Annotated in this window: 22 protein-coding genes and 2 pseudogenes; 9 read left to right on the top strand and 15 right to left on the bottom strand. The window is 59.0% G+C overall.

The genetic code is table 11. The annotated features are described in order from the left end of the window. Positions 1 to 61: 61 nt before the first annotated feature. Positions 62 to 958, bottom strand: coding sequence for a LysR family transcriptional regulator (locus tag ACA079_RS06595; RefSeq protein WP_497702968.1), 897 nt, complete (start codon positions 956 to 958; stop codon positions 62 to 64). A gap of 121 nt (positions 959 to 1079) precedes the next feature. On the opposite strand from ACA079_RS06595, the gene ACA079_RS06590 reads away from it, so the two are divergent. Then, positions 1080 to 1838, top strand: coding sequence for an SDR family NAD(P)-dependent oxidoreductase (locus ACA079_RS06590; protein ID WP_497702967.1), 759 nt, complete (start codon positions 1080 to 1082; stop codon positions 1836 to 1838). Between the two features lie 110 nt (positions 1839 to 1948). Here ACA079_RS06590 and ACA079_RS06585 read toward each other — a convergent pair whose 3' ends face one another. Beyond that, the gene (locus ACA079_RS06585; protein ID WP_497702966.1) at positions 1949 to 2386 is read right to left on the bottom strand and encodes a multidrug/biocide efflux PACE transporter; all 438 of its coding nucleotides are present in this window, start codon (positions 2384 to 2386) and stop codon (positions 1949 to 1951) included. 90 nt (positions 2387 to 2476) lie between these two features. Here ACA079_RS06585 and ACA079_RS06580 point away from each other — a divergent pair, with 90 nt between their 5' ends. After that, complete coding sequence (locus ACA079_RS06580) at positions 2477 to 3331, top strand: LysR family transcriptional regulator (RefSeq protein ID WP_497702965.1); 855 nt, start codon at positions 2477 to 2479, stop codon at positions 3329 to 3331. Between the two features lie 119 nt (positions 3332 to 3450). Here the strand turns inward: ACA079_RS06580 and ACA079_RS06575 are convergent, their stop codons facing one another. From ACA079_RS06575 to ACA079_RS06565, 3 genes are all read right to left on the bottom strand, one after another. Then, positions 3451 to 4686, bottom strand: a complete 1236-nt coding sequence (locus ACA079_RS06575) for an RNA polymerase sigma factor (RefSeq protein ID WP_497702964.1) — start codon at positions 4684 to 4686, stop codon at positions 3451 to 3453. Next, positions 4686 to 5036 (bottom strand): YciI family protein, encoded by a 351-nt coding sequence (locus ACA079_RS06570; RefSeq protein WP_497702963.1) that lies wholly within the window; start codon positions 5034 to 5036, stop codon positions 4686 to 4688. The genes ACA079_RS06575 and ACA079_RS06570 overlap by 1 nt, the downstream gene beginning before the upstream one ends. Before the next feature lie 80 nt (positions 5037 to 5116). After that, positions 5117 to 5542 carry a YybH family protein gene (locus tag ACA079_RS06565; protein WP_008151160.1) on the bottom strand — a complete coding sequence of 142 codons (426 nt, stop codon included), beginning with the start codon at positions 5540 to 5542 and terminating at the stop codon, positions 5117 to 5119. A 140-nt stretch (positions 5543 to 5682) separates the two neighbouring features. On the opposite strand from ACA079_RS06565, the gene ACA079_RS06560 reads away from it, so the two are divergent. Continuing rightward, positions 5683 to 6168 carry a GNAT family N-acetyltransferase gene (locus ACA079_RS06560; protein ID WP_497702962.1) on the top strand — a complete coding sequence of 162 codons (486 nt, stop codon included), beginning with the start codon at positions 5683 to 5685 and terminating at the stop codon, positions 6166 to 6168. A gap of 7 nt (positions 6169 to 6175) precedes the next feature. Beyond that, the gene (locus ACA079_RS06555; RefSeq protein WP_497702961.1) at positions 6176 to 6781 is read left to right on the top strand and encodes a pyridoxamine 5'-phosphate oxidase family protein; all 606 of its coding nucleotides are present in this window, start codon (positions 6176 to 6178) and stop codon (positions 6779 to 6781) included. Positions 6782 to 6903: 122 nt separating this feature from the next. Here the strand turns inward: ACA079_RS06555 and ACA079_RS06550 are convergent, their stop codons facing one another. From ACA079_RS06550 to ACA079_RS06540, 3 genes are all read right to left on the bottom strand, one after another. Beyond that, complete coding sequence (locus ACA079_RS06550; protein ID WP_497702960.1) at positions 6904 to 7392, bottom strand: GNAT family N-acetyltransferase; 489 nt, start codon at positions 7390 to 7392, stop codon at positions 6904 to 6906. A 97-nt stretch (positions 7393 to 7489) separates the two neighbouring features. Beyond that, positions 7490 to 7975, bottom strand: a complete 486-nt coding sequence (locus ACA079_RS06545; protein WP_497702959.1) for a GyrI-like domain-containing protein — start codon at positions 7973 to 7975, stop codon at positions 7490 to 7492. A gap of 67 nt (positions 7976 to 8042) precedes the next feature. After that, positions 8043 to 8705 carry a LysE family translocator gene (locus ACA079_RS06540; protein ID WP_497702958.1) on the bottom strand — a complete coding sequence of 221 codons (663 nt, stop codon included), beginning with the start codon at positions 8703 to 8705 and terminating at the stop codon, positions 8043 to 8045. Between the two features lie 139 nt (positions 8706 to 8844). Between ACA079_RS06540 and alaC the strand changes: the two genes are divergently transcribed. Continuing rightward, complete coding sequence (gene alaC, locus ACA079_RS06535) at positions 8845 to 10062, top strand: alanine transaminase (RefSeq protein ID WP_415773597.1); 1218 nt, start codon at positions 8845 to 8847, stop codon at positions 10060 to 10062. 187 nt (positions 10063 to 10249) lie between these two features. Here alaC and ACA079_RS06530 read toward each other — a convergent pair whose 3' ends face one another. Together ACA079_RS06530 and ACA079_RS06525 are read right to left on the bottom strand one after the other, a co-directional pair. Further along, positions 10250 to 11602 carry a GntP family permease gene (locus tag ACA079_RS06530; RefSeq protein ID WP_497702957.1) on the bottom strand — a complete coding sequence of 451 codons (1353 nt, stop codon included), beginning with the start codon at positions 11600 to 11602 and terminating at the stop codon, positions 10250 to 10252. Positions 11603 to 11684: 82 nt separating this feature from the next. After that, positions 11685 to 12218, bottom strand: a complete 534-nt coding sequence (locus tag ACA079_RS06525) for a gluconokinase (RefSeq protein WP_046049516.1) — start codon at positions 12216 to 12218, stop codon at positions 11685 to 11687. Positions 12219 to 12433: 215 nt separating this feature from the next. Here ACA079_RS06525 and gntR point away from each other — a divergent pair, with 215 nt between their 5' ends. Continuing rightward, positions 12434 to 13465: an HTH-type transcriptional regulator GntR gene (gene gntR, locus ACA079_RS06520; protein ID WP_497702956.1), complete on the top strand. Its 1032-nt coding sequence runs from the start codon at positions 12434 to 12436 to the stop codon at positions 13463 to 13465. A 57-nt stretch (positions 13466 to 13522) separates the two neighbouring features. Here the strand turns inward: gntR and ACA079_RS06515 are convergent, their stop codons facing one another. Continuing rightward, positions 13523 to 14137 carry a DUF998 domain-containing protein gene (locus ACA079_RS06515; protein WP_497704286.1) on the bottom strand — a complete coding sequence of 205 codons (615 nt, stop codon included), beginning with the start codon at positions 14135 to 14137 and terminating at the stop codon, positions 13523 to 13525. 103 nt (positions 14138 to 14240) lie between these two features. Continuing rightward, entirely contained in the window at positions 14241 to 15113 is an 873-nt protein-coding gene (locus tag ACA079_RS06510; RefSeq protein WP_497702955.1) for a LysR family transcriptional regulator, read from the bottom strand. Between the two features lie 121 nt (positions 15114 to 15234). Between ACA079_RS06510 and ACA079_RS06505 the strand changes: the two genes are divergently transcribed. From ACA079_RS06505 to ACA079_RS06495, 3 genes are all read left to right on the top strand, one after another. Continuing rightward, positions 15235 to 15666 (top strand): PACE efflux transporter, encoded by a 432-nt coding sequence (locus ACA079_RS06505; protein WP_497702954.1) that lies wholly within the window; start codon positions 15235 to 15237, stop codon positions 15664 to 15666. Between the two features lie 56 nt (positions 15667 to 15722). After that, positions 15723 to 16355, top strand: coding sequence for a glutathione S-transferase family protein (locus ACA079_RS06500; RefSeq protein WP_046056179.1), 633 nt, complete (start codon positions 15723 to 15725; stop codon positions 16353 to 16355). Positions 16356 to 16498: 143 nt separating this feature from the next. Beyond that, positions 16499 to 17923 carry an MFS transporter gene (locus ACA079_RS06495; protein WP_497702953.1) on the top strand — a complete coding sequence of 475 codons (1425 nt, stop codon included), beginning with the start codon at positions 16499 to 16501 and terminating at the stop codon, positions 17921 to 17923. 41 nt (positions 17924 to 17964) lie between these two features. Here the strand turns inward: ACA079_RS06495 and ACA079_RS06490 are convergent, their stop codons facing one another. The 3 genes and pseudogenes from ACA079_RS06490 to ACA079_RS06480 form a co-directional block, all read right to left on the bottom strand. Then, the gene (locus ACA079_RS06490) at positions 17965 to 18135 is read right to left on the bottom strand and encodes a hypothetical protein (protein ID WP_497704410.1); all 171 of its coding nucleotides are present in this window, start codon (positions 18133 to 18135) and stop codon (positions 17965 to 17967) included. Positions 18136 to 18333: 198 nt separating this feature from the next. After that, positions 18334 to 18765: pseudogene (locus ACA079_RS06485) on the bottom strand (methyl-accepting chemotaxis protein); the annotation flags it as partial. Between the two features lie 111 nt (positions 18766 to 18876). Then, positions 18877 to 19548: pseudogene (locus ACA079_RS06480) on the bottom strand (PAS domain-containing protein); the annotation flags it as partial. Positions 19549 to 19814 lie beyond the last annotated feature (266 nt).

Genomic DNA, 19814 nt, shown 5'->3' with positions numbered 1-19814 from the left:
CCGCGGTTTATAAGTCGAAACCGCGTTATCGTTCATCGCGGGCAAGCCTTGCTCCTACAGGTCATGCGTTGGACTGGATCACTTGCCCGAGCCAGTCCATGAACGCTCTCACCCGCAACGGCAGATGCCGTTGCCGGGCATACAACAGCGAAACCTCCATGGATGGCGCATTGAATTGCGGCAGCACCACCACCAACTCGCCGCTGAGCAGGTGGGGCTGCATGCCCATCAACGGCGCCTGGATCAAACCGAAACCGCCCAGACACGCCGACTCGTAACAATCGGTGCTGTTGACCGTGACACTGCCCGCCATCGGCACTCGATGCAGCTTGCCCTCTTGCTCGTACACAAAACCCTCCGACCGCGACCCCAGCACGCCGACGTAATGGACCAGCCGATGCTGCGTCAGGTCTTCGAGCCGTTCAGGCACGCCATAACGCCGCAGATACTCGGGGCTCGCGCAGTTGACCATGGTGAAATCGCACAAGTGACGCGCGACCACCGATTGATCCGGCTGCGCGCCGACTCGCACCACGCAATCAAACCCTTCGCTGAGCAAATCGACTCGGCGGTCGGTGCTGCTGATTTCCAACTCGAGATTGGGGTGCTGAGCCATGAACTCGGGCAGACGCGGCATCACCACCCGACGGGCCAGAATGTTCGGCATGTCGATGCGAATCCGCCCAACGAGCGATGCCTCGTCCTGGCGAAACAGCCCTTCGATTTCATCCATGTTCGACAGCAAGTCCTTGCTGCGCTCGTACAACACCAGGCCGTCCTGAGTCGCTTGAACCTTGCGCGTGGTGCGTTGCAGTAACCGCGTGCCGACCAGCATTTCGAGGGCCTGGACGTGCTCGGACACGGTGGACCTGGGCAAACCCAGGCTTTCACCGGCGAGGGTAAAACTCGACATCTCGGTGACGCGAACGAAGGTACGCAGCAGTTCCAGCTTGTTCATGGGCCGACCTTTATTGTTCGGATTAACCGACCAGTGATTCCGATTCCAGCCTGTTTATCACTATAGGACGGATAAATAAACTTCCTCCACGTCATCCCCCACTGCTCCTTGAGGAAGTCCCATGAACCGTAAAATCGCACTGATCACCGGCGCCAGCCGCGGCCTTGGCAAAAACGCAGCCCTGCATTTGGCAGCCCAAGGCATCGACGTCATCGGCACTTACAACAGCCGCGCCGATGAGGCACAAGCACTGGTCGCAGAAATTGAAAGCCTGGGCGCTCGTGCCGTCATGCTGCAACTGGACGTTGGACAGAGTGAAGGCTTCGCAGATTTCGCCACGCAAGTCGCTGATGTATTGCGCAGCCATTTTGATCGCGAGCACTTCGACTTTTTGCTCAACAACGCCGGCATCGGCCTGAATGCGACCTTCGTTGACACCACCGTCGCCCAGTTCGATTTGCTGATGAACATCCATCTGAAGGGGCCGTTCTTCCTCACCCAGAACCTGCTGCCGCTGATGGCAGACGGTGGCCGCATCCTCAACGTTTCCAGCGGTCTGACCCGCTTCAGCTTGCCGGGTTACGGCGCTTACGCGGCGATGAAGGGCGCGATGGAAGTGCTGACGCGTTATCAGGCGAAAGAACTCGGTGCGCGCGGTATTTCCGTGAACACCCTGGCGCCTGGCGCGATCGAAACCGATTTCGGTGGTGGCACGGTGCGCGATAACAGTGACGTGAACAGCTATGTCGCCGGCAATACCGCGTTGGGTCGCGTCGGTCAGCCGGACGACATCGGCGCCGCGATTGCATTGCTGCTGGCGCCGGGTAGTCAGTGGATCAACGGCCAGCGCGTGGAAGCGTCGGGCGGGATGTTTTTGTAAACGCCATCGAGATCAAAAGATCGCAGCCTCGTTTCACTCGACAGCTCCTACAGGGATCGCATTCCAATGTAGGAGCTGTCGAGTGAAACGAGGCTGCGATCTTTTGCTTGTTATCCCGAGACAGCCTGGCGCATCACCACCCGCTCGCGCACTACGTCATAGACCCAGTGGTAGACATAGGTGTACGGCAGGAAAAACAGCAACACGCCGATATCCAGCACGAACGCTTGCCACAGGCTGACTTTCAGCCACCAGGCAATCAACGGGACACCCACCGCGACCAGACCGCCTTCGAACAACAGCGCATGGACAACACGTACCCACGCGTTGTGTACGAGGTTGTAGTGTTTGAGCGCACGGTCGAACAATCCGTTGAAGACCACGTTCCAGGCCAGGGCAAGTGCCGCGATAGCCATGGTCACGACGCCCATGTCGAGCATCGGTTTGTCCATGATCCACGCCAGCAACGGGGTACAGATCAGGATGGCCAGCAATTCGAAACCAATGGCCTGGAAAATACGTTCAGTAATGGATTTGTTGGCGCTCATGGCCAGACTCCTCTGAGTGACTGTGGTTGCCATGATCCTTCTTCACACCGATACTTCATAACCAATAACCATCGATCAAGGCGATAGTTAATGGCCTCTCAAGAAGTGTTGCAGGCCTTCGTTCAGGCAGCGACTCAAGGCTCGTTTTCCGCCGCGGCGCGCAAACTGGGCCGCAGTCAGTCGACCATCAGCGCCGCCGTGGCCAGCCTTGAAATCGACTTGAACCTGACGCTGTTCGACCGCAGCAGCCGCAAACCGAGCCTGACCCCGGCCGGGCACGTGATGCTGCAACGGGCCGAGGAAATCCTGGCCGCCACCAGCCGGCTGGAAATGACCGCCAGCCAATTGTCCCAAGGGGTCGAGCCAAAACTGACCGTGGCGATTTCCGACACTTATCAATCCGACCGATTCGAAGCGGCGCTCAGTGCCTTCGAGCAGCGTTATCCAGATCTTGAACTTGAATGCCTGATCGCCGAGTGCGATGACCTGGTGGCCTTGGTGCAACGGGGTCGGGCGCATGTGGCCTTCGCCGAAAAACAAGACAGTTACCCGCCGGACTTGGTCAGTTCGACCGTGGAAGAACGGACCGAGATTGCTCTGTTCGTGTCCCGCGAGCATCCGTTGGCGGCGCTGAGCCACATCGATCAAGACGTGTTGCAACAACACCGGGAGCTGCGTCTGGCGACGATCGTCAATCCGTATGAAAGCCGTGCGAAGGGGCGCGTCTGGTCAGCGCCGAGTTATCTGATGCTGCTGGAAATGGCCCAGGGCGGATTCGGCTGGGCGCCGTTGCCGCGGTGGCTGGTGGAGCGATTTGGGCCAGGGACGTTGCAGGAACTGGACGTGCGCGGCTGGCCGAAACCGGTGTTCGTCGATGCGCTGTGGTCGCGACTGCATCCGCCAGGGCCGGCGGGGAGTTGGTTGTTGAGCAAGATGCTGGAATAGCGGTGCCGCCATCGCGAGCAAGCTCGCTCCCACAGTGGATCGCGGCGGTCACAAAATTTGTGTGCACCACCAATCCCTGTGGGAGCGAGCTTGCTCGCGATGGGGCCGGCGAATTCACCTTATTGTAAAGCCCTGATCCGAGCCTCAATAAACCGCCGCTCCGGCACCTGCTGCGTCAACTCCAACGCCCGCTCATAAGCCGCCCGCGCCTCATCAACCCTTCCCAACTGCCGACAAAACTCCGCCCGCGCCGCGTGCGCCAAGTGGTAATCCAGCAAATCCCCTCGACCCAGAATCCCGTCAACCAACGCCAAGCCCGCCAACGGCCCATCCCGTTTGGAGATCGCCGCCGCACGGTTCAATTCGATCACTGGCGAAGGTGCCGCCCGCAACAGCACGTCATACAGACCCACAATCTCCAGCCAGTCCGTTTCCGCCGCCGTGGGCGCTTCGGCATGCGACGCCGCAATCGCCGCTTGCAGGCAATAAGGACCGAATTGCCGAGTCGTCAGCGCCCGCTCTACCAACGCGCAACCTTCTTCGATCATCGAAGCGTCCCACAACGAACGGTCCTGCTCATCCAGCACGATCAACTCTCCGCTCGCCGACGTCCGGGCCGGGCGTCGGGACTCATGCAACAGCATCAACGCCAGCAGCCCCATCACCTCGGGTTCGGGCAGCAGTTCCATCAACAAACGACCGAGCCGAATCGCCTCGCGGGTCAAATCCTCACGGGTCAGTTCCGCGCCCATGGACGCGGAATAGCCTTCGTTGAACACCAGGTAAATCACTCGCAACACGCTGTCCAGGCGCTCGGGCAATTCCGCCAGGGTCGGCACTTGATAAGGAATTTTTGCGTCACGGATTTTGGCCTTGGCCCGCACGATGCGCTGGGCGATGGTCGCTGGTGCCGACAGAAAGGCTCGAGCGATTTCTTCCGTGGTCAGGTCGCAGACTTCCCGCAGCGTCAACGGCACCTGGGCGTCCGCCGCGAGTGCCGGGTGGCAACAGGTGAAGATCAGGCGCAGGCGATCGTCTTCCACGTCTTCGTCACTCCAGTCGGCCTGCTCCAGCGCCTCCAGTTGAGCGATCAACATCGGTTGCGACGCGATGAAGCGTGCGCGCCGACGCAACACATCGATGGCCTTGAAGCGCCCGGTGGACACAAGCCAGGTACGCGGATTGTCCGGCACACCGTCACGCTGCCAGCGCTCGACCGCGACGAAAAACGCCTCGTGCAAGGCTTCTTCGGCAAGGTCGAAATCGCCAAGTAAACGGATCAGGGTCGCCAGAATCCGCCGTGAGTCCTCGCGGTAAACCTGCTCGACCTGCGCCCGTACCGACTCGGCCGACATCAGGCGTCGGGATTCAACTGGCGAACGGGACGTACCTCGACACAGCCGACCCGGGCCGCCGGAATATTGCCGGCGACCTGGAGGGCTTCATTGAGGTCCTTGGCATCGATCAGGTAGAAGCCGGCCAATTGCTCCTTGGTTTCGGCGAACGGGCCGTCGGTGATCGACATTTTCCCGTTGCGCATGCGCACCGTGGTCGCGGTCTGCACCGACTCCAGCGCCTCGGCGGCAACCATTCGGCCGCTGCCCTGGATCGCCTCGGCGTAGGCCATGCATTCAGCGTCATTCGGGCTTTCGGGCAGCGAGTGCAACTCGTGCTCGTTGCTGTAGACCAGGCATAAATACTTCATGGGGCTCTCCTGAATCGAACGGATCAACTATGGCTGCTGATTGACGCTTTCGCGACATTCCCGACGAATCGGCCTGACGCTCAGGGTTCCAGGTTGAACAGCACCGTGCCGCTCATCATGTCGAACGGGGCCGACCAGTGTTCGTGGACGATGCGCCATTGCCCATCGTCGCGCCGATAGCAGGCGGTCACGCGCATCCAGCAGGCCTGGGTTTCGCCCTTCTCGTTGGTGCCGCCGCAATGGGCCAGCCAATGGGCGAAGGCGATGTGTTCGTCCGCGACGATGTTCATATGATCGAAGTCGAACTTGTGCGCGCCCTGGCACATTTCCATGCATTCCTGCCAATGCGCGCGATAGGCGGCCTTGCCCCGAAATTGCAGGGCCTTGACCGCGTCGTAGGAGACGATGTCCTCGGCATACAGGGGCATGAGTTTCTCGACATCCTTGGCGATGACCGCCTGACGATAGGTGTCGATCAGGGTCTGGATTTCGTGGGTAGCGTTCATGGTGGTTCTCCGTGGTTTTTGTTGTGAAGACACCCTTAGTCGTCTGGCGAAAAGCCAAATCGACAGTCGAAATAAAAATAATCCATGGACGCAAACTCGTTAGAATTCGAAACACATTTTGTTGGAAAAAGGACACTCCAGTGACAGCCCGACTCGTGCCTTACGAAAGCCTGAATGCGCTCCAGCGCCAGCAGGTCGAGGCCATTGAAGTTCACAAAGAACAAATCAAGTTCTCTGGCGATATCCACGGTGCGTTGCACACCTTGCTGTCCAAACCCGGCCCCGGCGTCAAAGGATTTGCCCTGCTGGTCGAGGATGTTCCCGTGGCTTTTCTGCTACTCAAGCGCCCGCCCGTGTTGCCAGCGTGGGCCGATGAACACAGCGCCACCCTTCACGCACTGCAAGTCGATCATCGGGCTCAGGGAAAAGGCTATGGCAAGGCCTGTCTGCAAGCCCTGCCCGACGTGGCGCGTCAGGCGTTTCCGGAAATAAAGGGGCTGGAGTTGTCGGTGGATGCGGATAACACATCGGCCATCGCGCTCTACGCAAAGTTCGGCTGGGTCGACAGCGGCGAAGCCTACAGGGGCCGGATCGGTTATGAACGGCGCATGGGTCTGATTTTCTGAGGTGGTTATGCTCAACAGCATCGAAGAATTGGAAGCCCTCTACGGCCAGCCTCACGAACGCGCCGTGCGCAAGCAGATCCCTTTTCTGAACGAGGACTATCAGGCGATGGTCCGCGCCTCGCCGCTGGTGATCGTCAGCTCGGTGGGGCCTGACGGGATGGACGGTTCGCCGCGGGGCGACACGCCGGGTTTCGTGCGGATCATTGATGAACGCACCCTGGCGATCCCGGATCGGCCGGGCAACAACCGCATCGACACGCTGCGTAACGTCGTGCTCGATTCGCGGGTGTCGCTGTTGTTCATCATTCCCGGGATTGGCGAAACGTTGCGGGTTAACGGCACGGCACAGATCAGCGCGGAACCTGGGTTGCTGGAGAGCTTCGCGGTGAATGGCAAACCGGCGCGCACGGTGATGCTGGTGACGGTGGAGGCAGCGTTTTTTCACTGTTCGAAAGCGATCGTGCGCTCAGACTTGTGGAACCCTGAGAAACATCTGGAGCGCTCGGCGCTGCCGACGGCGGGTGCCTTTCACAAGCGGTTGAACGATGGGCAGTTCGATGCCGAGACTTATGACCGGGAAGCACCGGCGCGGGTCCGCGACAGCCTCTACTGACACAACGACTAACCAATGTGGGAGCGAGCTTGCTCGCGATAGCGGTTTGCGAGTCACATCAATGCTGAATGTGCTGCCGCCATCGCGAGCAAGCTCGCTCCCACAGGGGATCTCCAGAGGGCTTACAGCTCCAACACCATCTCATGCCACGCCATCCCGCCATGGTCAGACGCTGACGGCTTGACGTAGGCAAAGCCAAACCCGGCATACAGCGGAATGTGTCGCTCCTTGCACATCAGATGGATGCTGGTCTTGCCCAACGCCCGCATCCGCTCGATGAACTCTCCCATCAACTGTTTCGCCAGACCCTGCCCCTGATAATCCGGGTGCACCACCACCGACATGATCACCACGTGCGGGCCGGCCGGGTCGTGGCCGATCAGTTCCTTGAACGCCTCGTCCGACATCTCGACCTGAAACGCCGCACCGGAATTGATGAAACCGGCTACAACGCCGTCGACTTCAGCCACGATGAAACCTTCGGGCCAGGTGGCAATGCGCGTGGCGATCTTCTCGCGGGTGGCGGCTTCGTCGCCTTCGTAGGCAACGGTTTCGATGGCGTAGCAGCGGTCCAGATCAGCAGGTGTGACGTGGCGGATGACGGTGTTCATGGCAGCTCGAAATCAGCGAGAGGAAGGCTGGGGATCATAAATCAGCGCCACCACGACATCGAGAGGCGAATCACCGATCCACCTCTCGATGCAGTCATTACGGTTTGAGCGGCAGCCAGATTTCCAGCACACCGGTCTTGAGCTTCGGATTGAAGTCTTCGCTGTAGCGTTCGAATTCCGGGGCGTCCGCCGCCTGATAGCCGGACTGCGGAAGCCAGGTTTTCCAGATGTACTGAAACGTCTGGGGCAACATATCCAGAGAGCCTTTGTGCTCGAACACGGCGTAGTGCTGAGGCTGGACCTCGACCCAACGGTATTTATCCGGCAGGTCGTCGAGTTTGTCGATCTCGACGCCGGCAATGTATTCGAAGCCGCCCTTGCCATCTGGATTGCAACAGATGCCGTAGGTCACTTCGTTTTTTTGACCGGGAATTTTGCCAATCTCGGGAATGAATTTCTCCCAGAGATCAGGGATGCCGCTGGTCGTATCCGTGGTAAATCGTCCGCCAAGCCCTGCAATGAGCAGAAAGTGCCCGTGCTCGAAGCGTGGCTTGGCGGTTTCGACGCCTGTTTGCTCATCCATGACTCAACTCCTGGAACAAAAAAGTGGGTTCGGCTGGGAGTATAGAACCCAAACCGAATTCGCCCAGTTACAGTGCATGCAACTGCTCGACGGCACCTGCACCGACGAACTCGTTATAACCCGATAGGATCACGTAGACCGCGAAATAGCAGAAGATCGCCGCCGATGCCAGATAGGAGTAACGCAGCAGTTTGTCACCGAGCAACTTGCCGCCGTGACTCGCTGCGAAGCACAAAGTGACGCACCAGAGCACCCCGGCGCAGAGAAACCCGCCGAGAAACAGCGCCGAACTAAGGGCGCCACCGCCACCGGACCGAGCGATCAATGTGCCGCCCACCGCAGCGAACCAGAGAATGGCGCTGGGTGACGACATGGCGAGGAAGATCCCGCGGAAAAACTCGCGCCGATGGGAGTTCTGACCCACCTCTGCGGTCTGCGCCAGTACCGCCTCATGGTGAATCGCCGAATAGATCATCTTCGCCGCGAAATACACCAGCAGCACTGAACCACCGATCCACAGCACCCAGCGCACGCTTTCGTATTGCAGCAAAACGGTCATCCCGGCCAGCGCCAGCACCGCGTAAATCAGGTCGCCGACACACGTCCCCAAACCCAGCGCAAAGCCTTGAAAATAGCCGCGTTGCATCGCCAATGTGATCATCGCGATGTTGGCCACGCCGATGTCCAGGCACAGCGAAAGGCTCAGCAAGAAGCCACTGGTAAATTCCATCAACCGATTTCCTTCGGACAAATTTGTTTACATAGTCGCTGGACAGTTTGCCACATCAGCCCTTACATTCCGCCACAGGTCACCGCAGTGACCAGCGTCGCTCGGACGGTTCCGGGCGCTCACGTTATCCGAGGCAACAATGGCTAACCCAGGTTCGCCGCGCCGCTTTGCGCGCATAGATCGACTCCCCCCTTACGTATTCAACATCACTGCCGAGCTGAAGATGGCCGCCCGTCGTCGTGGCGAAGACATCATCGACTTCAGCATGGGCAACCCCGACGGCCCGACACCGCCGCACATCGTCGAAAAACTCGTCACCGTCGCCCAGCGCGAAGACACCCACGGTTATTCGACGTCCAAGGGCATTCCGCGTCTGCGCCGGGCGATTTCCAATTGGTACAAGGATCGCTACGAGGTCGACATCGACCCGGAAAGCGAAGCCATCGTCACCATCGGCTCCAAGGAAGGCCTGGCGCATTTGATGCTGGCCACCCTCGACCAGGGCGATACCGTTCTGGTACCGAACCCGAGCTACCCGATTCACATTTACGGCGCGGTGATTGCCGGCGCCCAGGTGCGTTCGGTGCCGTTGATTCCGGGCGTGGACTTCTTCGCCGAACTGGAAAGCGCCATTCGCGGCTCGATTCCGAAACCGAAAATGATGATCCTCGGTTTCCCGTCGAACCCCACGGCCCAATGCGTGGAGCTGGACTTCTTCGAGCGAGTGATCGCCCTCGCCAAGCAGTACGACGTCTTGGTGGTGCACGACCTGGCTTACGCCGACATCGTCTACGACGGCTGGAAAGCCCCGTCGATCATGCAAGTGCCGGGCGCCAAGGACATTGCGGTGGAGTTTTTCACCCTGTCCAAGAGCTACAACATGGCAGGCTGGCGCATCGGTTTCATGGTTGGCAACGCCGAACTGGTCAACGCCTTGGCGCGGATCAAGAGTTATCACGACTACGGCACGTTCACCCCGCTGCAAGTCGCGGCGATTGCGGCGCTGGAAGGCGATCAGCAGTGCGTCAAGGACATCGCCGAGCAGTATCGGCAGCGTCGCAACGTGCTGGTCAAAGGCCTGCATGAACTGGGCTGGATGGTCGAGAATCCGAAAGCGTCGATGTATGTCTGGGCGAAGATCCCCGAGGCTTATGCGCACTTGGGCTCGCTGGAGTTCGCCAAGAAACTGCTGGCCGAGGCCAAGGTTTGCGTCTCACCGGGCGTAGGGTTTGGGGAGTATGGGGATGATCACGTGCGCTTCGCGCTGATCGAAAACCAGGACCGGATTCGTCAGGCCATACGCGGGATTCGCGGGATGTTCCGGGCGGATGGGCTGGTTCAGAAAACCAACGCCTGACACCTAACACCTAACACCTAACCCTGTAGGAGCTGTCGAGTGAAACGAGGCTGCGATCTTTTGACCTTGATCTGAAAAAACAAGATCAAAAGATCGCAGCCTCGTTTCACTCGACAGCTCCTACGGGGATGTCGATTCACCCACAAAAAAACCGCATCGCTGCGGTTTTTTTGTGTCTGCAGTGTTCTTAGACGAACAGCGACAACAGCAAGATGAAGCCCAGAGCAACCACGGACAGGATGGTTTCCATCGCGGTCCAGGTCTTGAAGGTTTCCGCCACGGTCATGTTGAAGTACTGCTTCACCAGCCAGAAACCCGCGTCGTTGACGTGCGACAGGATCAACGAACCGGCACCGGTGGCCAACACCAGCAGCTCACGGTTCACACCCGGAATCATCCCCACCACCGGCACCACGATGCCTGCGCCTGTAATGGTCGCCACGGTTGCCGAACCGGTCGCGATACGAATCACCGCTGCTACCAGCCAGGCCAGCAGGATCGGCGAGATCTGTGCGTTCACTGCCATGTGGCCGATTACATCACCCACGCCGCTGGTCACCAGCATCTGCTTGAAGCCACCACCGGCACCGATGATCAGAATGATCGCGGCGGTCGGCGCAAGGCTCGCGTCGAGCAACTTGAGGATCTTGCTGGAGCCCATGCCCTGACGGTGCCCGAAGGTGTACAGCGACAGCAGCAACGCCAGCAGCAGCGCCGAGATCGGGTGACCGATCAGGTCCATGAACGAGCGGAAGAAATTGCCTTCCGGCAGCACCACGTCGGCAAAGGTCTTGAGCAACATCAGGAACACCGGCAGCAGCACGGTGATCAGGGTGATGCTGAAGCTCGGCAACTCAGCCGCCTCTGGCTCGCGCGCCAGTTGATCGACCAGTTCCTGGTTAGGATGACCCGGAATGTACTTGGCGATGAACGTGCCGTAGATCGGGCCGGCGATGATGGCCGTCGGCAGCGCAACGATCAGGCCGTAGAGAATGGTTTTACCGATGTCGGCACCAAACACGCCGATGGCCAGCAACGGACCCGGGTGCGGCGGAACCAGACCGTGCACGGCGGACAGACCGGCCAGCAACGGGATACCGATCTTGATGATCGACACGCCGGTACGCCGGGCGACGATGAACACCAGCGGGATCAGCAGCACGAAGCCGATTTCGAAGAACAGTGGAATGCCGACCAGGAACGCGGCGAACATCATTGCCCACTGCACCTTGTCCTTGCCGAACGCGCGAATCAGGGTTTGGGCAATCTGATCCGCCCCGCCCGACTCGGCCATCATTTTGCCAAGCATCGTGCCCAGCGCGAGGATGATCCCGACGAACCCGAGCACCCCACCGAAGCCGTCCTGGAACGCCTTGATGATGGTGCCGATCGGCATGCCGGAGGTCAGCCCGAGAAAGGCGGCGGCGATGATCAGGGCGATGAAGGGGTGCAATTTGAACTTGGTGATGAGGACGATAAGCCCGATCACCGTGACCACTGCGTCTAGCAGCAGGAACGTCTCGTGGGACATGCCAAACATTAGGGGTGTCTCCTGGTTGTTGTTGTTATTAAAGCGGGTAATTCGCAAGCCAACAGGACAGCGCTATCTCTTCTGGCAAAACTCATACGGCGTGTTTCAGGCCATGAGCCTGCCACCAGTCATGAGCTTGCTTCGCCAATTGGTCGACGCTGTGGTTCGAAGCGTCCAGAGCCAGGGTCAGGGGCTCGCCAACGGGCGATTCAAGGGTGGCGAACTGGCTGTCGATCAACGTTGACGGCATGAAGTGGCCCGGCCGATGGGAGACACGATCAGCGGCAACTTCAGGGGTCAGTTCAAGGAACACGAAGCCCAGGCCCGGCAAGGCGCTGCGCAGACGTTCGCGGTAAATGTGTTTGAGGGCCGAGCAGGTCAGCACCGGGCGTTCGCCCTTGGCGTCGATGCGGCGCAATTCATCGCACAGGCTGTCGAGCCAGCCGGCACGGTCGTCGTCGTTCAGGGGGATACCTGCGCTCATCTTTTCGATATTGGCGGCAGGGTGGAAAGTGTCGCCTTCAATGGCGGTCGCGCCGCTGAGTTGGCACAAGGCCTCGCTGACGCAAGTCTTGCCGCAACCGGCAACGCCCATGATGACCAGGGCGGTGATGGGATGATTCATGTAACACCTCAGCGCGCAGACAGCGCTACCTTTGCCAGTTATGACACTAGAACAAAAGCAGAAGTTGCCGACGCCTTCTTGTCATTTTTGTGGGTTGCAGCATGTTCGTTCTCAACGCCAAAAAACGGGGATCAGGCAAACCCCGCTCACGCATTTGCAGCTGCGTCGAGACAGCGCTACCTTAGTGCCTCGAATTTTGTTTGGCAAGCCGTCCGATGATCTCCCCTAAAAACGATAAAAATACGCGCACCACTGGCCGCCCCACTTTGAACGAAGTCGCACGCCTGGCCGGTGTCAGCCCGATCACCGCCTCTCGCGCCCTGCGCGGGGTCAGCACGGTGGCCACCGAACTGGTGGAAAAAGTCCAGAAAGCGGCGCTCGACCTCAATTACGTGGTCAACCCTGCCGCCCGCGCGTTAGCCTCGGCCCAGAGCCATTCGGTGGTGGTTTTGGTGCCATCGCTGTCCAACTTATTGTTCATCGACACGCTGGAAGCCATTCATCAGGTTTTGCGCCCAAAAGGCTTCGAAGTGCTGATCGGGAACTTTCATTACTCACGTGATGAAGAAGAAAACCTGCTGCGCAACTACATGGCGTATCAACCGCGCGGATTGCTGCTGACCGGTTTCGACCGCACCGAAAGTTCGCGCCGGATGATCGAGGCGAGCAACATTCCGTGCGTGTACATGATGGAACTGGACAGCGCAGCCGGCCTGAATTGCGTGGGTTTTTCGCAACTCGCTGCCGGCGAGACAGCGGCCGAACATTTACTGTCTCGCGGTCGCAAGCGCCTGGCCTACATCGGCGCGCAACTCGACCAGCGCACGTTGCTGCGCGGCGAAGGTTTCCGCAAATCCCTGCAAAAGGCCGGTTTGTATGACCCGGATCTGGAAGTGCTGACACCTCGCGCTTCCTCCGTCGGTCTTGGTGGCGAACTGTTCCTGCAACTGCTCGCCACTCATCCCGATGTCGATGCGATCTTCTTCGGCAACGACGACCTGGCCCAGGGCGCACTGCTCGAAGCCATGCGCTGCGGGATCAAGATCCCCGAACAAGTGGCGATCCTCGGTTTTAACGACCTTCCGGCCTCGGCCCACATGGTGCCGCGCCTGAGCAGCATCAGCACCCCGCGCGAGGCGATTGGCCGGCGCGCGGCGGAGCAGATGTTGACGTTGATGGCTGGCAACACTGTGGCGAAACCGGTGCAGGACATGGGGTTTGAGTTGAAGGTGCGTGAAAGTACCTGACGCTTTGATCGTTCCCACGTCGAGGCGTCGAACCGTCCGCGTGGGAACGATCGGTTACTAAGCGCGACGACTGATCAGCACCCCGGCAAATACGCCCACCCAAAGGATCGACACCCCATAGTTGATCCGCTGATACAAACCGAACCCCTGCCCCGCCTCAACGGCCTGTCCCATCAATGGCAGCACCGACAACGCCCCAAGCGTGCACACCAGGGAAAACCAGGCGAACCACTTCAAGCCCAATACTCGCGACGCCAGATAGATCCATAGCGCGTTGACGATCAACAGCGTCAGAAACATCGCCAGGCCCGAAAGGTTATGCAGCTTCTGACTGTCGGAGGGATTCGCCAGGGCACAGCCGACATCGCAGGAAAAATACCCGGTACCGAAACTGGCAACACCGTGCAGCACAATCAGCACGGCGCTCAGTCGAGCGAGTTTCGAGGTTTGGAAAGTCGCGAACGCGGCCAGACCGAAGACGATAAACAACACACCCAACGGGAAGTTGTTGATCTGTGGCGACAGGACATGAGTCGGTGCCCCGATGGCACCCAGCTCACTCATCGCCTGATTGAGATGGCTATATCCGGGATACAAGCTGCCGGCAATCACTACACCGATCAGCAACCAGATCGGCGCCAACAAACCCGCCACATAGCCCCACTTGAGCATTCCCTTGTTCACGCGCCCTCACTCCTTTGATAGCCCTGCCCGAACCAGACAAGTGGCCAGCAACTTAGTGACTCTTCGAACAAAAGTCACCCCTGTCCGAGTGTCAACGCCCCATCAACTCCACAAACGCCAACGCCCCTTTCTGCAACGGCTGGCTCTTGAGCCACACCGCATGCACCGGCAACACCAACCCGTTCTCGATGTTGCGAAAGCTCAGGCGCTTGAGCCTTCCGGCGTCGAGCAACGGCTGGACCACCGACAGCGGAAAGTTGCCCCAGCCCAAGCCGGCTTCGACCATTTCCAGCGCCATGGCCAAGGTGTCGGTGCGCCAGTAAGACTCGGCCACCAGTGGCCGGGTTTCGCTGATCGGCAGGTCGCGACTGGCGACGATGATTTGCCGTACGTGGACCAAATCTTCGAGATACAAATCCTGACCCTGAAACAGCGGATTGTCCGCCGCCAGCGTGGCAATCATCCGTTCGGTGCCAACGAACTGGAACCGCTCCAGCACGTTCATGCTCAGCCCGGCGAACGCCAGGCAAACGCTGACCCGGCCGCTGTGGAGCATCGCCAGCACATCGTCCTGCGGCGCGCTGAGCATTTCGATTTCCAGTAGAGGATGACGCTCGGCGATGACCTTGATCGCCGCCATCACGCGGCCCTTGTCGATGTCCGCCACGACCCCGATCGACAACTTGCTTTCCAGCCCCAGCGACAACTCGACCGCATGCACTTGCAGCTGTTTGAGCTGCTCGGCGATCAATCGCGCGTGAGGCACCAATGCACTGGCCATCGCCGTCGGCACCGGCTCACGGTGACTGCGATCGAACAGGGGATAACCGAGCTCGGCTTCCAGGTTGGCGATGGCCATGCTCACCGCCGACGGCACTTTACCCAGCGCCCGAGCGGCAGCGGAAAACGAGCCGCGCTCGATCACCGCGAGGAACAACTCGATGCTGTCACTGTTGAAATTCATTCATCGACCTATCAATAAAACTGAAAGCTACTGACTTTTTCTGTCAGCACTATTGAAGCTATCTTTCGCCGCCTTCGCCAGTGCTCCTGGCTTCAAGTTCGCAAGAAAGAGGCAAATCCCCATGCAAGGCGTTAAACGAAAACTGATCTACGTGTCCCTATACGAGGTCATCGGCATGACCTTCTCGGCCCTGGGTCTGGCGTTGTTGTCCGGCACTTCACCCGGCAGCACTGGCCCGTTGGCCGTGATCATTACCACCATCGCGATGACCTGGAATTTCATCTACACCACGCTGTTCGAGCGCTGGGAAAGTCGTCAGCCTTCGCGAACCCGCACCGTTAAACGGCGCATCGCCCATGCCGTGGGTTTTCAACTAACCTTGATAGTGTTCCTCATCCCGTTGATCGCCTGGTGGATGAACATCAGCCTGGTGCAAGCCTTCCTGCTGGACGCGGCGCTGATCATTTTCATCCCGTGCTACACCTTCGCCTTCAACTGGTTGTTTGATCGCACGTTTGGTTTGCCAACTTCGGCGCTGCCGGATCCGGTTTGAAAACGCTGAATGTCTGTTAGATTCCTGAAGCGTCGAATCGCTAACGGAGTAGCTCAATGGAACATGCACTGAAGATTCTGGGTAAAGCCTCGTCCATCAACGTCAGAAAAGTCCTGTGGACCTGTGAGGAACTGGGTGTTGCCTACGAACGTGAAGACTGGGGCGGCGGTTATGCGTCGACCCACACGCCGGAGTTTCTCAGGCTCAATCCCAACGCACTGGTGCCCGTGATCATCGATGAGGCCGGCGTGCTGTGGGAGTCCAACACCATCTGTCGCTATCTGGCCGGCAAACACCACAACACCGATCTGCTGCCCCACGATCCTGCGGCCCGCGCTCGGGTTGAGCAGTGGATGGATTGGCAAGCGACTGAACTCAATGCCTCCTGGAGCTATGCGTTCACGGCGTTGGTACGCAAAGATCCGGAGTTCCAGGACCCGCATCACATTGCCGCCGGTGTACACGGCTGGAATCAGAAAATGGGCATCCTCGAACATCAGCTCGCGGCCACCAAAGCGTATGTCGCCGGGCCACACTTCACGCTGGCGGACATCGTCATCGGGCTGTCGATCAACCGCTGGCTGATGACACCGATGGAGCGCCCCGACTACCCGGCCATCGATGAGTATTTCCAACGGTTGGCACAACGCCCGGGATTCCTGAAACATGGCTGCAACGGTCTGCCTTGAGCGGCTACTGCGCTACAAATCGCTAAAATGTAAGCATTCATTGCAATAACTGAGTGAATCTCGACGCAAAGCCGCCGGGATTCACAATCATTCATTTCCGATAGCAGGCTAAGCTTCTCCAACGATAAGTATTGGATCAGCCCATGACTGCCCACTCCCCCGCCCTCGCTCAACCTGATGGAATCGACCCCGTTCGGGCCGCGCAGATCTCCGCCCGCATCGACCGACTCCCCGCCGTTTCCACGATCTGGCGGCTGGTGGCGCTGCTCTCGATCGGTGGTTTTTTCGAGCTCTATGACTTGTTCCAGACGGCCTACATCAGCCCCGGCCTGATTCGCGACGGCATCTTCGCCACCGGCAGCCAAGGCGTGTTCGGCTTTTCCGATCAGGCTGCCTTCGCCTCGGCGACGTTTCTCGGGTTGTTCCTTGGCGCGAGTCTGTTGAGCCCGTTGGCCGACCGCTTCGGTCGACGTGCGATCTTCACCTTCGCGTTGATCTGGTACACCGTCGCGACGGTGGCGATGGGCGTTCAGAGTTCAGCCATCGGCATCATCTGCATGCGCTTTCTGGTGGGTATCGGACTGGGTATCGAGCTGGTGACCATTGACGCCTACCTCTCGGAACTGGTGCCAAAACGCATGCGCAGTTCGGCATTTGCCTTTGCGTTTTTCGTGCAGTTTCTGTCGGTGCCGGCGGTGGCGTTGATGTCGTGGTGGCTGGTGCCGCAAGCGCCGTTCGGTGTGTCCGGCTGGCGTTGGGTGGTGTTGGCGAGCGCGGTGTTTGCGCTGTTCATCTGGTGGCTGCGTTCGCGCTTACCGGAGTCGCCGCGCTGGTTGGCCCAGCATGGACGGTTCGACGAAGCCAGCAAGATTCTCGATGGCATCGAAGCCCGCTGCGTGAAGGATCAGGGCAAGCCGCTGGATGAGCCGGAACTGGCGGCGGTGGATGTTCAGGGTACGGGCCGTTTCGCCGATATCTGGCAGCCGCCGTATCGCCGTCGGGCGTTGATGCTGATTGTCTTCCACGTGTTCCAGGCCATCGGTTTCTTCGGCTTCGGCAACTGGTTGCCGGCGCTGCTCTCCGGCCAGGGCGTGAGCGTGACGCACAGCCTGATGTACGCCTTTATCATCACCCTGGCCTACCCGCTCGGGCCGTTGCTGTTCGTGAAGTTCGCCAACCGATTCGAGAACAAGTGGCAGATCGTCGGCTCGGCCCTCGGCGCCATGACCTTCGGCACGCTGTTCGCCCTGCAAACCAGCGCCTTCGGCCTGATCTTCTGCGGGGTGATGATCACTTTCTGCAACGCCTGGCTGAGCTTCGCCTATCACTCCTACCAAAGTGAACTGTTTCCCACCAACATCCGTGCGCGGGCGGTGGGGTTTTGTTATTCGTTCAGTCGATTGTCGACGGTGTTCAGCAGTTTGCTGATCGGGATTTTCCTCGAGCACTTCGGCACGCCGGGGGTGTTGGCGTTTATTGTCAGCAGCATGTTGATCGTGATGATCACCATCGGCTGGTTCGGCCCGCGAACCCGCAACCTGGCGCTGGAAAACATCGCTCATCGCTGATCCATCGTGCGGTCGATCTCTGCCGCCCGGCGACAAACCGATCACGGACGCCGCTGCCAGAAAAACAACTGGCGATCGGTAAAGAGATTGCCGAGCGCATGCAAGACAAGATCAAACTGGCGCAGGCCGAGAAAGAAAATAGCAGCAGCGAAACAGGCAGTAGCCAGGTGGTCGACAAGTTTCTCGCTTCGCTTTAACAGCGCGGGAATCAATAACAAAGGTCCCTTCGAGGGTAATGCCAATCAGTTAAGCCGCAGAACCTGTAGGAGCCGAGCTTGCTCGCGATGGCGGTCTTACATTCAACACATACGTTGTCTGCCAGTCCGCTATCGCGAGCAAGCTCGGCTCCCACAAGGATAGCGGTGCTCAAATCCTTAACTGATCGGCATTACCCTTCGAGGGACCCGCTATCAACTTATCTGCAAGGTCGAGTTGAACTGACTGATCGCATCCACCACATGCCGCGACCCTTGTTGAATCTCCCGAATCACCGCTCCCGCCTCATTCGCCAGCTCCACCCCGAGCCCGGTTCGACTCAAACTGGACTGCATGCTCGACACCGCACTCAATGACAAATCGTGGTTCTTGCGCACCACTTCAACGATCTCCAGCGTTGCCTGGCTCGTTCGTGCCGCGAGGCTGCGAACTTCATCGGCGACTACCGCGAACCCGCGCCCGTGCTCCCCGGCCCGGGCCGCTTCGATCGCGGCGTTGAGCGCCAACAGGTTGGTCTGATCGGCAATGCCGCGAATGGTCTGAACGATGGTGCCGATGATGTCGGACTGTTTGCTGACGGCATCAATGCTCAGCGCCGCTTCGTTCAAGTCTTTGGAAATGTCCTGGATGATCTGCACCGTTTGCTGCACCACCTGAGAACCTTTCTGCGCACAGGCGTCGTTTTGAACCGAGGTGCTGTGGGCCGACTCCGCGGCGGTTTGCAGGGTGGTCACCTGATCGGTGATGTCGCTGGCGAACTTGACTACTTTGTACAACCGACCCTTGGCGTCGAACAGCGGATTGTAGGAGGCCTCCAGAAAAACCGTATGACCGTGCTTATCTTTGCGCTCGAAACGGTGCGAGTGATATTCGCCGCGATTGAGCGAGGCCCAGAACGCTTTGTAGGCCTGAGATTCGGCTTCGGCACGATGACAAAACAGGCTGTGGTGCTGGCCAACCACTTCATTGAGCGAGTAATGCATCGTCTTCAAGAAGTTGTCGTTGGCCGTGATGACTTTGCCATCCGGGGTGAATTCGATCACGGCCATGGAACGACCGATCGCCGCGAGCATGCTCTCGTTTTCGTGTTCCTTGTAGGCCCTGGCTGAGATGTCAGTGGCGACTTTGATCACACTCCGGACCTGACGATCAGCGCCGAACACCGGCATATAGCTGGCTTCGAGCCAGATCTCCTTGCCGTTCCTGTTCAAGCGTAAAAAGGTCCCGCTCACCGGTTCGCCACGGGCCAGGTCACGCCACAACTTGGCGTAGGCTTCGCTTCGATAAAACGCTTCTTCGCAAAAGATCCGGTGATGCTTACCGCGCACTTCTTCGGCGCTGTATCCCATGGCACTGCAAAAGTTGTCGTTGGCATCGAGCACGATGCCTTCGGGGGTGAACTCAATCATTGCCATCGAGCGGCTGACCGCCGCCAACTTCGCGTTAGCCTCGGTCAGCGCGCAACTGAATCGTTCGATTTCCAGCAGGTCAGTCTTGTGACGTCGGTTAAACATGGTCGTATCACCTTCAGCGCGGTCTTTTTTTTGATGAAAGTTCTTTGGTCTTTCAACAGGAAGGACTTGGTCAGGTGATCAATGATGTTTAATCGGAGAGTCCATGCTGCAACGCTCTTATCAAGACATCCTTCTCTTGATAGCCCGGAATCGGGCCAGCC

This window comes from Pseudomonas sp. LBUM1645, assembly GCF_059716185.1.
Note: the sequence above shows the minus strand (reverse complement) of the source record. Positions and strands in the feature narration are given on the sequence as shown.

Bases quoted from the DNA above. Each gene is read 5' to 3' on its own strand.
- ACA079_RS06525 (WP_046049516.1), bottom strand. From the start codon at position 12,218: ATGAATCATCCCATCACCGCCCTGGTCATCATGGGCGTTGCCGGTTGC.
- ACA079_RS06575 (WP_497702964.1), bottom strand. From the start codon at position 4,686: ATGTCGGCCGAGTCGGTACGGGCGCAGGTCGAGCAGGTTTACCGCGAG.
- gntR (WP_497702956.1), top strand. From the start codon at position 12,434: ATGATCTCCCCTAAAAACGATAAAAATACGCGCACCACTGGCCGCCCC.
- ACA079_RS06595 (WP_497702968.1), bottom strand. From the start codon at position 958: ATGAACAAGCTGGAACTGCTGCGTACCTTCGTTCGCGTCACCGAGATG.
- ACA079_RS06590 (WP_497702967.1), top strand. From the start codon at position 1,080: ATGAACCGTAAAATCGCACTGATCACCGGCGCCAGCCGCGGCCTTGGC.
- ACA079_RS06530 (WP_497702957.1), bottom strand. From the start codon at position 11,602: ATGTTTGGCATGTCCCACGAGACGTTCCTGCTGCTAGACGCAGTGGTC.
- alaC (WP_415773597.1), top strand. From the start codon at position 8,845: ATGGCTAACCCAGGTTCGCCGCGCCGCTTTGCGCGCATAGATCGACTC.
- ACA079_RS06500 (WP_046056179.1), top strand. From the start codon at position 15,723: ATGGAACATGCACTGAAGATTCTGGGTAAAGCCTCGTCCATCAACGTC.
- ACA079_RS06495 (WP_497702953.1), top strand. From the start codon at position 16,499: ATGACTGCCCACTCCCCCGCCCTCGCTCAACCTGATGGAATCGACCCC.
- ACA079_RS06505 (WP_497702954.1), top strand. From the start codon at position 15,235: ATGCAAGGCGTTAAACGAAAACTGATCTACGTGTCCCTATACGAGGTC.
- ACA079_RS06540 (WP_497702958.1), bottom strand. From the start codon at position 8,705: ATGGAATTTACCAGTGGCTTCTTGCTGAGCCTTTCGCTGTGCCTGGAC.
- ACA079_RS06585 (WP_497702966.1), bottom strand. From the start codon at position 2,386: ATGAGCGCCAACAAATCCATTACTGAACGTATTTTCCAGGCCATTGGT.
- ACA079_RS06580 (WP_497702965.1), top strand. From the start codon at position 2,477: ATGGCCTCTCAAGAAGTGTTGCAGGCCTTCGTTCAGGCAGCGACTCAA.
- ACA079_RS06550 (WP_497702960.1), bottom strand. From the start codon at position 7,392: ATGAACACCGTCATCCGCCACGTCACACCTGCTGATCTGGACCGCTGC.
- ACA079_RS06565 (WP_008151160.1), bottom strand. From the start codon at position 5,542: ATGAACGCTACCCACGAAATCCAGACCCTGATCGACACCTATCGTCAG.
- ACA079_RS06515 (WP_497704286.1), bottom strand. From the start codon at position 14,137: ATGCTCAAGTGGGGCTATGTGGCGGGTTTGTTGGCGCCGATCTGGTTG.
- ACA079_RS06545 (WP_497702959.1), bottom strand. From the start codon at position 7,975: ATGGATGAGCAAACAGGCGTCGAAACCGCCAAGCCACGCTTCGAGCAC.
- ACA079_RS06570 (WP_497702963.1), bottom strand. From the start codon at position 5,036: ATGAAGTATTTATGCCTGGTCTACAGCAACGAGCACGAGTTGCACTCG.
- ACA079_RS06510 (WP_497702955.1), bottom strand. From the start codon at position 15,113: ATGAATTTCAACAGTGACAGCATCGAGTTGTTCCTCGCGGTGATCGAG.
- ACA079_RS06555 (WP_497702961.1), top strand. From the start codon at position 6,176: ATGCTCAACAGCATCGAAGAATTGGAAGCCCTCTACGGCCAGCCTCAC.